Origin of the sequence: Ligaoa zhengdingensis, from assembly GCF_014384885.1 — a bacterium.
Lineage (GTDB): Bacteria > Bacillota > Clostridia > Oscillospirales > Ruminococcaceae > Ligaoa > Ligaoa zhengdingensis.
Map to the genome: position 1 here is coordinate 1 of NZ_JACRST010000012.1, position 13,800 is coordinate 13,800.

The window sequence follows — 13,800 nt, forward strand, 5'->3', positions numbered from 1 at the left end:
AAGACTGGGAAGTTCAGCGCCGTGACGGAGGAGGCATTGGCGGAGCTGGTGGCAGACATCTGCAAGCGGAGAGGGTTTGACCCGGGCAAAGATGTGATTCGGCACTACGATGTGACGGGGAAGAAATGCCCGCTGTGGTATGTGGAGCACCCGGAGGCGTGGCTTACCTTCCGCGAGAGGGTCAGGGCGCTGGTGAACCCGCCCCAGCCCGACAAGCTCTACCGGGTGCAGGTTGGGGCGTTTGGGGTTAAGGCAAATGCCGAACGGTTGGCGAAAGAACTCAAAGAAAAAGGCTACAGCGCGATTATTGTATGACAAAAAGGCCCGAAAGTAGCGCAAATATGCTCCTTCGGGCCTTTGAATTTTAGTTCTTTTCGGGGAGAAAATTCGCTATAAAAAGTCGTACCGCATCAATTACGGCCGCGCCGACATGGTTCGAACTGCGCTCAATGCGGCAAATCTGTGAACGTGAGGCTCCCACTATAGCGGCAAATTGCGTTTGCGTCAATCCGTGTAGCTTGCGGTAGGCGCGACATCGCTCTCCCAGCGTGTGCGCACTTGCAATCATATTATAAGTTTTGCTGTGACAGATGTATCGGTAATCCCGTTGGCAAGTTTGCCCAACGTATTTCCGGTGCAGGGTGCGATTACAAGGGCATCCAGCAGAGCCTTGGGGCCGATCGGTTCGGCATCTTTGATGGTTTTGATGATTGGCCGGCCACACATTTCCTCAATTTGCGCAACAAAGTCGGCGGCCTTGCCAAAACGGGTGTCGGTAGTACAGGAGATGGCGCTCATGATCGGCCATACTTCATAGCCGGCATCCACCAGCCGCTGCATCTCCGGCAATACCTTGGAAAAGGTGCAGAAGGATCCACAAATTGCGAATCCGACTCGAATGTTGTTCAATAGATGATCCCCCTTTCCGTCAGAATATTGGTGATCGTTTCTTTGATCATGGCTCCGGCGGAGATAGGCGCCACCTTGCCGGGCAGTGACAGCGCCCAAATGGTCTTGATCCGCAGATTTTTTGCCATATCAAAATCAACTCCCCCCGGTTTAGAGGCGAGGTCGATGACGAGGCAGTCGCGGCTCAGACAGGAAAGGATTTCCTCGTCCAGGATCATAGCCGGGACGGTATTAAAAAGAATATCGGCCTGATCGGCATAATCTTTTATCTTTGAGATATGTATCCCTTCACATCCGTTGATTCGGATCCAGGCGAGGTCACTGGGTTTACGCGCAGCGATTATCACGCGGGCTCCCATGTTCAACAGAAGCCGGGACAGTACCTTGGAAATGCGTCCATACCCTGTTAGGATACAGGTACTGCCGTAGATAGTACTCGCACGTTCTCCCATCGCGATAGCGATTGCGCCTTCGGCGGTAGGTATGGCGTTGAGCACCGCGAGCTCTTCACGCTCCAGATAGTCGATCATTGTCAGCCCCATCTGTTCGCACTTGGTCCGCAGCTCCGGGTCGGGCATTCCCCCCAAGAGAAGTACATCTTTTTTGGCGTAGGTAAGTACGTCGCGCACCGCTAATTTTTGTTTGGAAAACGGTGTATTGATATTTTTTTTGTCTACAGTGACGGGCAGCGGCAGCACAATCACATCGCTTCGGCTTAATACGTTCTGCACGTCTTCGCCTTGTTTGACATCGTCCCCCAAATAGACATCCTGTTCCAAGCAGAGCGCGGAAACATAAAAGCCATCCCGCGCCAGTAAATTGGCGAGATGCGCCTGGCGGAGATCCCCTCCGATCACGGCGATCTGTAAGGTTTTATCATGTATCATGAGAATAACCCCCATAGGATACTTCTTATATTGCCCCTGGATTGGAGGGGCGATATACCATATCCTATGAGGGTCAGACACAATGGGTTCCTGAAAAACAGGGGAGAGGATCGCCTTTAATGATCGGCTGCAACCGCGTTCTGTTGGTTTTGAATGTGGTTGTGATATGCCTCTAAAATCGCGCCTTCCAACTCGCGGCGCGCCTCCGGGGTGATCGGATGGGCGATGTCGCGAAATACGCCGTTGTCGTCCTTGCGGCTGGGCATAGCGACAAACAGGCGCTCCGGTCCTTCAATCACTTTGATATCGTGCACCGCCAGATCGTGATCGACTGTGACGGACACCAGGGCCTTCAGGCGGGTGTCCTGGTAGGTTCTTCTGATCCGAATATCCGTAATGTTCATAATATGACGACTCCTTTGCTGTGATGATGTTGGTTTGGTAATTGTCCGCTGACTCTATTATTTTTCGAAATATTCAGATTTATACAATTGAGGGGAAAGATTCCTTTGATTTTGGAAGAAAAGAAAAAAATCTGTTTATTTTATCACAGGTTTGTCCTATAATAGAGGTTGATTCCCCAACGTTTGGAGAGAATGCTGTGTTTTGTCACAGATTGATTGCAATCTGCACATAATAAAACAGGTTCTGTCTCCAAAAGCGGCGCGATGGCCCGAAAAGGCGGGCAAAACTATGGTCGGGAGTTGTTGTTATGACAAAGATTGAAAACACCATTCTGGAGGGCAAACGCCACATCCATTTTATTGGGATCGGCGGTTCGGGTATGTTCCCACTGGTTCAGATTTTACATGCGCAGGGCTATCACATCACTGGATCGGACAACAATGAAACCGATACAGTTGCCATTGAACGCCGCGAGCTGGGTATTCATGTGACGATCGGCCAGCGCGCTGAAAATATCGCTGGGGCGGACCTTATTGTGTATACAGCAGCCATTTTGAAGGATAATCCCGAGCTGGTGGCCGCAAAGCAATCCGGCGTTCCCTGCTTGGAGCGGGCACAACTCCTCGGCCTGATTACAAAGGAATACCAAAATTGTGTCTGCGTTTGCGGTACTCACGGCAAAACCACCACCACATCCATGCTGACGCAGATCGCGTTGGGAGCTGGGCTCGACCCAACCGTCGTAATCGGGGGCAAGCTGGAGGCGATCCACGGTAGCGGACGCGTAGGGGAGAGCGAACTGATGATCTGCGAGGCATGTGAGTTCTGCGACCATTTTCTGCTGTTGGACCCCAACCTCTGCGTCATCCTCAATATCGACGCGGATCACCTCGACTACTTTGGCACGCTGGAGAACGTCATCCGTTCCTTCCGCCGCTTTGCAGAGCTCACCAGCGGCGCGGTGATCGTCAATGGAAGCGATGCGAATGCGATGAAGGTAGTGGAGGGGCTTGTCGGCCGGGAGATCGTCACCTTCGGCTGGGAATCCACCAACGACTATTATCCGGCGAATGTGGTTCACGCCGGTGCGCAGTCTTCGTTCGATCTGATGCAGGGCAACCGGTGCATCGCACCGATTTCCGTTCATGTGCCTGGCCGCCACAATATCCTCAATGCGGTTGCAGCCTGTGTGGCGGCGCTGTGTTCGGGTGCTCCGGCCGATTCGCTGGGCCGGGAGCTGGAGAAGTTCCACGGTGCCGGCCGCCGCTTTGAAATCCTCGGCAAGGTGGACGGCGTCACCATCGCCGACGATTATGCCCACCACCCCACTGAGATCGAGGCGACCCTCCGCTCGGCGAAGGAATTGGATTTCAAGCGGGTTTGGGCAGTGTTCCAGCCGTTTACCTATTCCCGCACCGCGATGCTGATGGACGACTTCGCCCGTGTGCTCTCCATCGCCGACCATGTGGTGCTGTCTGAGATCATGGGCGGAAGGGAGGTCAATACCTATAATATCTACGCCAAAGATTTGGCGGAAAAGATTTCGGGCAGCGTATGGTTTGAAACCTTTCCCGAAATCGCTAATTATGTCTTATCCCATGCCGAGCCGGGCGATCTGGTGATCACATTGGGCTGCGGCGACGTCAATAAATGCGCACATTTGATGGTTGGCCGATAGGAAAGATTGAATAGGCCAGGCCAACAGATGGGGTTGCAATCTGAGTTATAACAAGGGCCATCCAGCGGTTGGGTGGTCTTCTTTTTTGCCGTTATTTTTACTTTCGAGACAACTCCCCAAGATATTCTAGTCGATAGACGAAAAAAATACAATAGAAAAATCTCATATATTTCAAATTAACATTTTGTTTTACAATAGAAGTGACAAAAGGAGGAGACAGTCGACTATGACATTTGTGCCCAAGACAACCAAGAAGAAAGTAAAAGCCGGCTACAAAACCTTGTATCTTTCCCAGAATTTGATCGATCAGATCAACCAGATTGCAGTGGAGAACTGCACCAGCTTTAACAACGTGGTGGTGAGTATGATCGAGCACTGCTTGGAAGAAAGCGAAGAGGAAGCTCCATTTCAACGTGGATGAGGAAAAAAGAAAACGCGGAATGGGCAGCCATTCCCCTTTTGAGGAAGCATCCTATTCCGCGTTTTGATCGGCCTTGCACGTCGTTTTGTATTTTCACGATGCTTATGTAGGCCGATGGTCGTCCAAGCTCAGCCCGAAGCTGACGGACAGCGCCTTATCCACTTTTGTCATCGATCCGCCGTCCAGCCGGCCCATGCGTTCCTTTAACCGGCGCTTGTCGATCGTCCGAATCTGTTCGAGCAACACCACCGAGTCGCGCGATAGTCCGCAGTCCTGGCTCAAAGGGATGTGGGTGGGCAGCTTGGATTTTTCCTTTTGGCTTGTGATGGCCGCCGCAATCACAGTGGGGCTGTATTTGTTGCCGATGTCGTTTTGCACAATTAATACCGGGCGGACCCCGCCCTGCTCTGAGCCAACCACCGGACTGAGATCGGCGTAGTAGATGTCTCCTCGTTTCACGGTCATTTCGTATCACTCCGACATTTTAAACTTTGTGTGTTATTATTGTTGTCAGTCGCGCCGCCGAATAATCGTCCAGAGTCGCCGGTTCCTGCAAAATTTAAAATTTTCCAAGCGGCGGGAGGGGCGCGCGTCTACTTCATCCTATTCATCGGACAAACTGGATGACAATGCGTGCTGCCGTTCGCTTTTTGCTTTGGCATGAGGACCGAATGAAAATGAATTAAAAATCCCCGCAGTTCCCAAAAGGAACCGCGGGGATTTTTTTCTGTCGTTTGGGGGGCAGGGGAGACAGGCAGGGGGATCGCATCGTGTAGTGTTACTGCGCGACGAAGTTAAAGTTGGAAAATTCCGCCTCAAAATCGTCCCCCGGGACACTCAAACGGATGAGATTCCCGTTTTTTGCATCCATGCGCAGGATGAACTCTCCCGCACCATCCTCCATCTGGCCAGTCACCAGCAGGATATCGTCCTTGTACTCCACTCGCACGCCGCTGTCCTTGGTGGCCGAGTCGATGGCGGAAACCAACATCTTGCTCACTGCGCTGCCCGGGATACTGCTGGGATTGAAGGAGGTGTGCAGCTTTTTATAGTCGATGTTCACCTTATCGACGGTGAATTCCACCGCCATGTCTTGTAATGCTTCGGGGCTGGCAAAGGTGATTTTGCAGTATCCGGGGGTCTGCTTGGCGATCTTCGCTGTGGCGTCGATCTCCTTGTACTTGATCGAAACGGTACTTTCAAACGGGCGGGTCAGTTCATCGGCGATATTCCGCTCGGTGACGGCTTTCTGCTTGCCGCAGGCAACCAACGCCAGCGCAAGGATCACCGTCAACGCGCCCAGAAATGCGGCGTGGCGAAGTGTCTTGGGACCGCATATCCCCGGGCGGTTAGGTTTCTCTTTCAACGTCCGGATGCCGGTCGGCTTGCGCGGCGAATGGTCCATAGGCATAATCTCCTTTGTCAGCGGTTGTATTCGCGGAACAGCCCGCAGAGGTCGGTGAGGATGTCGGAGGGCAGCATTGCGGTCTTGGAAAGACGGTCAGCGCAGCGATCGGCCGCAGCTCCATGCAGCCAGACGCCGCACATCGCGCTTTGCAGCGGAGGAATACCCTGCGCCATCAGGCCGGCGATCATACCGGCCAGGAGGTCGCCGCTGCCGCCCTTGGCGAGTCCGTTGTTACCGGTGGTGTTGATGAACACCCGCTCGTCGGGGGCAAATACCAGGGTGTGCGCCCCCTTGAAGACGAGCGTCAGGTTGTATTTTTGTGCGAATGCCCTTCCGTATTTGACGCGGTGCGCCAGCAGGTCCTCGGTTTCTACGTTCAGCAGACGGGCAAGCTCGGCGGGATGGGGGGTTAACACGACCGGCCCTGCTGCTTCGCTCAGTATATCTATATTCCGTCCAAGTGCGTTTATGCCATCCGCATCGATCAACAGGGGACATTTTGCATTTTTCACAACAAATTCCACCACTGCGGCGGTGTCGTCGTTGTTAGATAGGCCGCACCCGATCAAGCAGGCGGACGATTGCTCCAGTTTGGGGCCGAGTTGGACGGCTGCCGTGCGGGCGACCGTGCCTGCCTCATTTTCGATCAATGGCAGAAACACCGCTTCGGTCAGGGAAGCGGCGTGCAGACTGATGAGCGAACGGGGGGCGGCCAATGTCACCAAGCCGGTTCCCACCCGCTGCGCTCCCAGCACCGACAGCTTGGCGGCGCCGGTCATACCAAGGCTGGAGCTGATGTTGAGCAGCTTGCCGAACGTCCCCTTGTGGGAATCCACCGGCCGTTCGGGGATCGCCTCCATCACCATCTCCGGCGTGATGTGTAAAAAGGTGCGCGGCAGATCGGTGCGCCACTGGGGTACAATGCCGATTTCGGCGCACTCTACCGCGCCGCACCGTCCGGCCGCAGGGTAGATCAGATGCGCGGGCTTGAGACTGTCGAAAGCGATGGTAAAGTCGGCCTGCACCGCATCTTTGTCGCTTTCGCCGTTGTCCGAATTGACTCCGCTGGGGAGATCGAGCGAAAAGACCGCCGCGATCGCGCCGTTGATCGACCGTGCTGCGAGGCGCGCGGTTTTGCGCAGCGCGCCGTGAAATCCGGTGCCGTAAATCGCATCCACAATAATATCGACATCGCGCAGGAGCACTTGAAGCTGCGGTTCGTCGTTGAGAAAATCCAGCACCCCAATCTCCAAATCATGCAGCAGGTCAAAGTTGGCGGCAGCATCCTCGGTCACCGGTTCGCCGTCAACCAGCACTACCTTGACTTTGGCGCCAGCCTGAAACAGCAACCGTGCCACCACAAAGCCGTCTCCGCCGTTGTTGCCCTTGCCCGCGTAAACCAGCACCCGCTTATCCCTGGGTGAAATTTTGCTCATGATACTGTTGGCCGCTGCTGTACCCGCATTTTCCATCATGTCGTAGTAAAACAGACCGTTTTGATCGGCGCGCTGTTCGATCTGCTTCATCTGCGAGGATGTGACAATTCTCATCTGTTTTTCCCTCCATAACACACAACCACCGCGCTGGCGTACGCCCTCGTGTGGGTGACGCTCACCGCCAAGGTCCACTGATGCGCCTCCACCAATGCCAAGGCACGGCCGCTCAACTGGAAGTACGGTTTTCCAAGCTGGTCGCGCAGAAGCGCTACTTCGTCGAGTGCAAAGCCGCGGACGCCGGTGCCGATTGCCTTGGCGAACGCCTCTTTGGCCGCAAAGTTGGCGGCTATTGTTTGAGGATTCCCGCCGCGCTGTACGAACAGCGCCCGTTCTTCACGCGAAAAGACCCGCTGCAAAAAGCGTGAATTTTGCAAGCTCTTTTGAATCCGACTGACCTCAACGAGGTCGATGCCTGTCTGCAATTCCATCCGGCGTACCCCCTGGCGTGGTTTGGTGCATTTCAATTTTTAGTATAACACAGCCGCGCGGCCGGTTCAATGCGGTTGCTCTGCTGTATTTTTTTAATCTGTCAGGAAAACAACTGGAAATTCCCTTTGCTTTTGTGCTATAATAATCAATTATGACCATCCGACAGAGGGAGTGAATGCTTTGCCGAGTTACGAGGAAGAATTGCCACAGGAACAGGACTATTTAAAGCGGGTCACCGACCTGGCACGTGCCCGCCTGGCAGCGCAGCAGAACGTAGCTGCAACAGAAAAGAGAAAACTGATGGAGCTTAACCGCCAGATGTATGAAAACACCGTGCATTTTTCGCACGATTTTGATAAATTGACCGAGGCCAACCAGGAGTTGGGGGATATCCAAACCCGCACGATCCATTACCAGATGATGATGAAAAAGCTCGCGCTTTACGAGCGGATGATCCAAGCGCCCTATTTTGCCCGCATCGATTTCACCGAAGACGGGTTTGAACGCGAGCCGATCTATATCGGCACCGGCAACCTGACCGATGAGGATGGGCTGGACGCTTACGTCTACGATTGGCGCGCTCCAGTGGCCAGTCTGTTTTATCGCTGCGAGCCCGGTCGGGTCAGCTATACATCGCCGTCCGGAGAGATCAGCGGCGAGATGGAGCTCAAGCGCCAGTATGAAATCAAGAGCGGCCGCTTGGAATATTTCTTTGACAGCAGCGTCAACATCATGGATGACGTGTTGCGTAGCGTCCTTTCCAAAAACGCCTCGCCGAAGATGAAGTCGATCGTTGAAACGATTCAGCGGGAGCAGGATGTGATCATCCGCGACCTGGACAGCGACCTGTTGATGGTGCAGGGAGCTGCTGGCAGTGGAAAAACTTCGGTGGCGCTGCACCGCGTTGCATTTTTGATGTACCAGGGCGTGACCGGTGGATTGTCCGCCAACAACATCATCATTCTATCTCCCAATGCGCTGTTCGGCCGTTACATCTCCGGCGTGCTGCCCGAGCTGGGGGAAGAGAACATCGCCACCAAAACCTTTGAGGAAATTTTTGAAGATTATTTTGAGGGCGGCATCCAGCTTTCCACCCGAAACAATGTGCTGGAGCGGCTTTGCGCGGATGGGGAAGACGGGCGGCGCGACCTTCTGCGCGATACGGTGGAATTTCAGCTCTCTGAGACCTTTTGTGAGATCATCGAACGCTACGCGCAGCTATATGAGCGCAGCCTGTTGGAAATGCCGGATGTCTTCTACGGCGGGATCTGCATCGCCACCCGCCAGGCTTTGCGCGCCGAGCTGCTGCAATCGCGCATCAACATGCCGTTGGCCAAGCGCCTGCGTGTCATCGAGGAGCACCTGATGGAAAGAATCCATAAGGAAAAGAAAGCGCGCCTCAAGGAGCTGGAACAGTTTGTGCTGGAACATCCTGAGCACCAGTTTGAAGTCAAAGCGCAGGCACGCCTGCTGTCGATCAAGGAGATCACCTCGTTGGCGCACAAGGTCCGTTCCTTCACCCGCCTCAACATTATGGGCATCTACCGCAAGCTGGTCGGTGACCATGACCTATTCCGTCGTGCGGCAGGGGATCTCCCGCTGCCTCCAAATTTGGATGAGATTTTAGATTTTATCGCCTCCGGTCTCAAGCGCAATTCGGCGGGATATGCCGACGGAATGGCTCTGCTCTATCTAAGGTTGATCTTGATGGGCGGCAAGCCAAGCGATGAGATCAAGCAGGTGGTGATTGATGAGGCGCAGGATTATTCTCCCGTTCACTTCCGTCTGTTGCAGCGGATGATGCCGGCTGCACGCTATACAGTGCTGGGGGATGTAAACCAGACGATCGCTCACGAGGCAGATATGACCCTGTACGACCGCATTCGGATTATTTTGGGCAAACAGAAGAGTACGCTTGCAGTGATGAACAAGAGCTTCCGCTGTTCCGCCGAGATCACTGCTTTCAGCCGCCGGTTTCTCGACCGCGAGTTGAAGCAGGAAAGTTTTGACCGCCATGGAGAGGAGCCCCGGGTGCGCACTGCTCCGGATGCGAAAGAGTTGGATACGCTGTTGATCGAGGATGTGCGAAGCTGTCAACAGCAGGAATTCGGTTCCCTGGCGATCCTCTGTAAGAGCTTTGAGGCCGCAAGGGAACTGTATCGCCGTCTGATCGAACAGCCTGGGCTCGCCGAACTGCGACTTGTCGGGGAACAGACAGGGGAGATTGGGCGTGGGTTATATGTGATGCCGATTTATATGGCGAAGGGTTTGGAGTTCGATTGTGCCTTTGTGTATGGAGTGGACGAAGCGCATTATCACACCGAGGATGATCGAAAGCTGCTCTATGTCGCATGTACCCGCCCATTGCACCGGTTATACCTGTATGCGGAAGGGGAAGCCAGTCACCTGTTGCGTTAGCAAGAGCCCCCTTCATCCGCGAAGGGGCTCTTTTCAGTCGTTGTGATATTCATGTTTGAGCTGGAGATAAGCCTCTGCATTGCGCCGGTTGGATGCGATTTCCTGCTCGGTGACCGGCCGGATCACCCGCGCAGGGCTGCCCAGCGCTACGCTGCCATCAGGCACAACGGTGTTTTGGGTGACGAGTGCACCGGCTCCAATGATACAGTTTTTTCCGATTTTTGCACCGTTGAGCAGAATCGCTCCCATCCCAATCAAGGTGTTATCGCCGATTTCGCAGCTGTGCAGAATCGCGCCGTGACCGACGGTAACACCTTTCCCCACAATAAGAGGGTGATCGAAGTCGACATGTAAAATGCAGCCATCTTGGATGTTGGTATTTTCACCGATCTGGATGGCGGCAACATCTCCGCGCAATACCGCATTGTACCATACTGAGCATCCGCGCGCCAGGGTCACATCCCCCACAATAATCGCGCCGGGCAAGATTTGAGTGTTGCAATCGATTTGCGGTTGGTTCACAATCATACACCTCTGTCTCCTAAAAAATATGACTGCTCCAGTGTAACAGAAAGCGATTAAAAGAGCAAATTGCACATATGAAAAGGGAGATAAGTTTTCGAGAAATTTTCCTTGACATTTAACCGATAATTTGGTAGAATAAATTCTGCCGCTGAAATGTAGATGCGGGTGTAGTTCAATGGTAGAATCCCAGCCTTCCAAGCTGGTCGCGTGGGTTCGATTCCCATCACCCGCTCCAATCAATTTGCGCCAGTAGCTCAGCTGGATAGAGCAACTGCCTTCTAAGCAGTAGGCCAGGGGTTCGAGTCCCTTCTGGCGCGCCAATTTTGCATTTGGTGGCAAAAGGGTAAATATGGTGGGTATAGCGTAGTTGGTTAACGCGTCAGTTTGTGGCACTGAAGACCGTCGGTTCGAATCCGTCTACCCACCCCACAAAAGAAAAGATGAGCGATGCATTTTTTGTGTTGCTCATCTTTTCAAATAAATTGGGCTGTCGCCAAGCGGTAAGGCACGGGACTTTGACTCCCGCATTCCGCAGGTTCGAATCCTGCCAGCCCAACCACGAATAACTCGCATGAACATCGCGTTTGTGCGGGTTATTCTTTTGCCATATAACCCACTTTTTAACCCACACCGTGATCTTCACTCAAAATATCCGCGAATATTCGGTCGAGCTGAGCAGCGATTTTTTGCAGATCCATGTTCGTTTGATGCCCGTATGTGCCTATAAAGAACCTCTGGTTTTGCTAGGGAGGGGTCCTATTCTGGTTGCACCCTGTCTGTCAGCGTTAGAGATAAATTGTTGTGGTACTGTAAACTCAAGTCTTAAAGCGGCTTCTTATTCGCTCTCAACCCTTTAAATACCGGCTGGCGCGGCTGATTTGACTTAGTTGGGAAAAGTGGAGAATCTGAATAGTTTTGTCCTTCGGACTTTAGATCTTCTCGGAGGTGAAAGGGGCCGATGCGGTTCGGCCGACTGCTGGATACAAAAAGCCACAGTTGATTGCATATTTAAAAGATGCTATACTGCTAAAAACAGGAAAGGATGTGGATGGCGTTATGGAATTGCGTGTGCTGAACTATTTTCTCGTCATAGCGCGCGAGGAGAACATCACAAAAGCAGCGCAGATCCTCCACATTTCGCAGCCGACACTTTCCCGTCAGCTGATGCAGCTTGAGGAGGAGTTCGGCGTCAAGCTTTTTACGAGGAGCAATCATAATATCATCCTCACCGAACAGGGAATGCTGCTCCGCCGCCGGGCGCAGGAGCTTGTTTCTCTTGCGGAGAAGACGAAACGAGAATTGAATGAGAAGGAAGAGCTCAGCGGTGAGATCACGATCGGAAGCGGAGAGCTTATGGCCTTTTCCCACCTTGCAAAAATCATTTCAGAATTTCAAAAGAAACATCCTCTTGTTCTCTTCGATATCTACAGCGGAAATGCGGACAGTATTAAGGATCGCATTGATAGAGGACTCATTGATGTCAGCCTGTTGCTTGCACCGGTGGACATCGGAAAATATGATTTTCTAGAGATGCCAGGGGAGGAGCAATGGGGTGTTTTTGTCAGCGAGCAGCATCCGTTGGCACATCAAAGCTGTATTACTCCCTCTGAACTGATAAATGAAAAAATCGTCATGACCAAGCGGACGATAGTGCAAAACGCCATCGCTGGTTGGTTCGATGAGGATTACGAAAAACTGAATATTATCGAGACATATAATCTGATGGGCAACGCCGCTCTCATGGTGCAGCAGGATGTCGGAATTGCAATCGGATTAAAACGCAACTGTTCCTACGATGGCGTTCGGTTTTTACCCATGAATCCGCCGCTTACTGGAAAAACCTTCCTGGTGTGGAAAAAGAATCAGATGGAGGCCCACACGTTAAGTGCCTTTCTTGAATTTGCAAAGAAATACAGTAAATGAATAGAAAATAATTTAAAATAAGTATTTTACATTTCTGATAACATCACTTATGATATAGGTGTCCAGTAATTGGATGCCTATATATTTTTGAAAAGAGGTGGAGCATGACCAAGGAAGAAGCGGCTGCCCGCTATAATATTCCTGTTTCTCTGCTGGATGAATATGCTGGGATGCACCTATGCGATCCCGTGAAACAGGTTATGGAGGTATGGCAGTATGACGAACAGGATATTGAACGTCTCAGCACGATCATGACCCTGCACGATGTCGGCTTTACCAAGGAAGAAGTGGAGACTTATATGCGCTTGCTGCTCAGTGATGAAAATACTGAAGTGGAGCGCATGGCCATGTTGGACGCCAAGCGTACCAGCTCACTGGACGAGATCCATTTCAAAGAGGCGCAGCTGAACCGTTTGGATTATTTACGCCACAAGATGAAGAAAAGTCAGAAAGGATGACGAACATGAAGCGGTTTCTACCAATGCTCCTCACATTGAGCATGTTGTTTTCGCTTACAGCCTGCGGAGGGAAGGCTAACAATAACAGCACATCGCCTGTAGAAGACGGCGAACAGCAGGCGCAGGGATCAGGTGCCGACAATGCGGCACAGCCCTCTACTCCCAGCTCGAGCAGCACATCGGAAAGCGACAACTCCAGCAGTGAGCAGACACAGGTGCCGGATGACACAGCAACGAACGCAATCGTCGTGTATTTCTCCTGTACCGGCAACACGAAGGCTGTCGCAGAAAAAATCGCAGAGCTAACCGGCGCGGATATGTATGAGATCGTCCCCGAGACCCCGTACACAGACGAGGACCTAAATTATCGAAATGACGACTGCCGCGCCAACAGGGAGATGAACGATGATTCCGCCCGCCCCGCGATAGCGGGAGAAACCATCGATCTGTCCGGCTATCATACGGTTTACCTCGGATATCCCATCTGGTGGGGCACGATGCCCCAAATTATCAACACCTTTCTGGACACCTATGACCTGTCCGGCAAAACGATCCTGCCCTTCTGCACCTCGGGCGGCAGCGGGATATCCACTTCTGTATCGGCGATTCGTACACAGGAGCCCGACGCCACTGTGACCGACGGCCTGCGGGCAAGCGGCGCATCCGATGAAGGGATCGGTCAATGGTTGGAGGGGAACGGGCAATGAATACAACCCCAAAAGCGAAAATCCTGGTTTTGGTGATCGCCTTGGCGACGCTTGCGGCTATTGCGTTAGGAATATCTTTTTTTTCCAAAGGCGGCGCCGAGCGCACGTCTGCAAGCCCAAGTGCCCTGCAGCAGGA

Annotated in this window: 16 protein-coding genes and 4 tRNA genes; 11 read left to right on the plus strand and 9 right to left on the minus strand. The window is 52.8% G+C overall.

The features are described from left to right. The coding region (locus H8711_RS08445) for an SPOR domain-containing protein (protein WP_249283037.1) at window positions 1–315 on the plus strand (315 nt) is incomplete at its 5' end. Between the two features lie 49 nt (window positions 316–364). Here the strand turns inward: H8711_RS08445 and H8711_RS14355 are convergent. From H8711_RS14355 to spoVG, 4 genes are all read right to left on the minus strand, one after another. Then, window positions 365–568, minus strand: coding sequence for a helix-turn-helix domain-containing protein (locus H8711_RS14355; RefSeq protein ID WP_430413573.1), 204 nt, complete (start codon window positions 566–568; stop codon window positions 365–367). Further along, entirely contained in the window at window positions 565–909 is a 345-nt protein-coding gene (locus tag H8711_RS08450) for a flavoprotein (RefSeq protein ID WP_249283038.1), read from the minus strand. The genes H8711_RS14355 and H8711_RS08450 overlap by 4 nt, the downstream gene beginning before the upstream one ends. After that, window positions 906–1,796 (minus strand): dipicolinate synthase subunit DpsA, encoded by an 891-nt coding sequence (gene dpsA, locus H8711_RS08455; protein ID WP_249283039.1) that lies wholly within the window; start codon window positions 1,794–1,796, stop codon window positions 906–908. The genes H8711_RS08450 and dpsA overlap by 4 nt, the downstream gene beginning before the upstream one ends. A 116-nt stretch (window positions 1,797–1,912) precedes the next feature. Continuing rightward, on the minus strand, window positions 1,913–2,200 hold the full coding sequence (gene spoVG / locus H8711_RS08460; RefSeq protein ID WP_249283040.1) for a septation regulator SpoVG: 288 nt from the start codon (window positions 2,198–2,200) through the stop codon (window positions 1,913–1,915). Between the two features lie 308 nt (window positions 2,201–2,508). Between spoVG and murC the strand changes: the two genes are divergently transcribed. Both murC and H8711_RS08470 read left to right on the plus strand, forming a co-directional pair. Further along, on the plus strand, window positions 2,509–3,879 hold the full coding sequence (murC, locus tag H8711_RS08465) for a UDP-N-acetylmuramate--L-alanine ligase (RefSeq protein ID WP_249283041.1): 1,371 nt from the start codon (window positions 2,509–2,511) through the stop codon (window positions 3,877–3,879). Window positions 3,880–4,105: 226 nt separating this feature from the next. Continuing rightward, window positions 4,106–4,300, plus strand: coding sequence for a hypothetical protein (locus H8711_RS08470; protein ID WP_249283042.1), 195 nt, complete (start codon window positions 4,106–4,108; stop codon window positions 4,298–4,300). A 102-nt stretch (window positions 4,301–4,402) separates the two neighbouring features. Here H8711_RS08470 and H8711_RS08475 read toward each other — a convergent pair whose 3' ends face one another. From H8711_RS08475 to acpS, 4 genes are all read right to left on the minus strand, one after another. Then, window positions 4,403–4,765, minus strand: a complete 363-nt coding sequence (locus tag H8711_RS08475; protein ID WP_249283043.1) for a type II toxin-antitoxin system PemK/MazF family toxin — start codon at window positions 4,763–4,765, stop codon at window positions 4,403–4,405. 313 nt (window positions 4,766–5,078) lie between these two features. After that, window positions 5,079–5,705 carry a hypothetical protein gene (locus tag H8711_RS08480; RefSeq protein WP_249283044.1) on the minus strand — a complete coding sequence of 209 codons (627 nt, stop codon included), beginning with the start codon at window positions 5,703–5,705 and terminating at the stop codon, window positions 5,079–5,081. A 17-nt stretch (window positions 5,706–5,722) separates the two neighbouring features. Then, window positions 5,723–7,258 carry an NAD(P)H-hydrate dehydratase gene (locus H8711_RS08485; protein WP_249283045.1) on the minus strand — a complete coding sequence of 512 codons (1,536 nt, stop codon included), beginning with the start codon at window positions 7,256–7,258 and terminating at the stop codon, window positions 5,723–5,725. Further along, complete coding sequence (acpS, locus tag H8711_RS08490) at window positions 7,255–7,632, minus strand: holo-ACP synthase (protein ID WP_249283046.1); 378 nt, start codon at window positions 7,630–7,632, stop codon at window positions 7,255–7,257. The genes H8711_RS08485 and acpS overlap by 4 nt, the downstream gene beginning before the upstream one ends. Before the next feature lie 181 nt (window positions 7,633–7,813). Between acpS and H8711_RS08495 the strand changes: the two genes are divergently transcribed. Next, the gene (locus H8711_RS08495; protein ID WP_249283047.1) at window positions 7,814–10,051 is read left to right on the plus strand and encodes a HelD family protein; all 2,238 of its coding nucleotides are present in this window, start codon (window positions 7,814–7,816) and stop codon (window positions 10,049–10,051) included. A gap of 33 nt (window positions 10,052–10,084) precedes the next feature. On the opposite strand, the gene H8711_RS08500 is transcribed toward H8711_RS08495, so the two are convergent. After that, window positions 10,085–10,579: a gamma carbonic anhydrase family protein gene (locus H8711_RS08500; protein WP_249283048.1), complete on the minus strand. Its 495-nt coding sequence runs from the start codon at window positions 10,577–10,579 to the stop codon at window positions 10,085–10,087. Window positions 10,580–10,737: 158 nt separating this feature from the next. On the opposite strand from H8711_RS08500, the gene H8711_RS08505 reads away from it, so the two are divergent. The 7 genes from H8711_RS08505 (at window position 10,738) to H8711_RS08535 (ending at window position 13,664) form a co-directional block, all read left to right on the plus strand. After that, window positions 10,738–10,811, plus strand: a tRNA-Gly gene (locus H8711_RS08505). A gap of 8 nt (window positions 10,812–10,819) precedes the next feature. Further along, window positions 10,820–10,896, plus strand: a tRNA-Arg gene (locus tag H8711_RS08510). A 32-nt stretch (window positions 10,897–10,928) separates the two neighbouring features. After that, window positions 10,929–11,005: transfer RNA gene (locus tag H8711_RS08515), tRNA-His, on the plus strand. A gap of 54 nt (window positions 11,006–11,059) precedes the next feature. Further along, window positions 11,060–11,135, plus strand: a tRNA-Gln gene (locus tag H8711_RS08520). Window positions 11,136–11,632: 497 nt separating this feature from the next. Further along, entirely contained in the window at window positions 11,633–12,499 is an 867-nt protein-coding gene (locus H8711_RS08525) for a LysR family transcriptional regulator (RefSeq protein WP_249283049.1), read from the plus strand. 104 nt (window positions 12,500–12,603) lie between these two features. After that, window positions 12,604–12,957, plus strand: a complete 354-nt coding sequence (locus H8711_RS08530) for a MerR family transcriptional regulator (RefSeq protein WP_249283050.1) — start codon at window positions 12,604–12,606, stop codon at window positions 12,955–12,957. A gap of 5 nt (window positions 12,958–12,962) precedes the next feature. Further along, window positions 12,963–13,664 (plus strand): flavodoxin, encoded by a 702-nt coding sequence (locus tag H8711_RS08535; RefSeq protein ID WP_249283051.1) that lies wholly within the window; start codon window positions 12,963–12,965, stop codon window positions 13,662–13,664. Window positions 13,665–13,800: the final 136 nt, after the last annotated feature.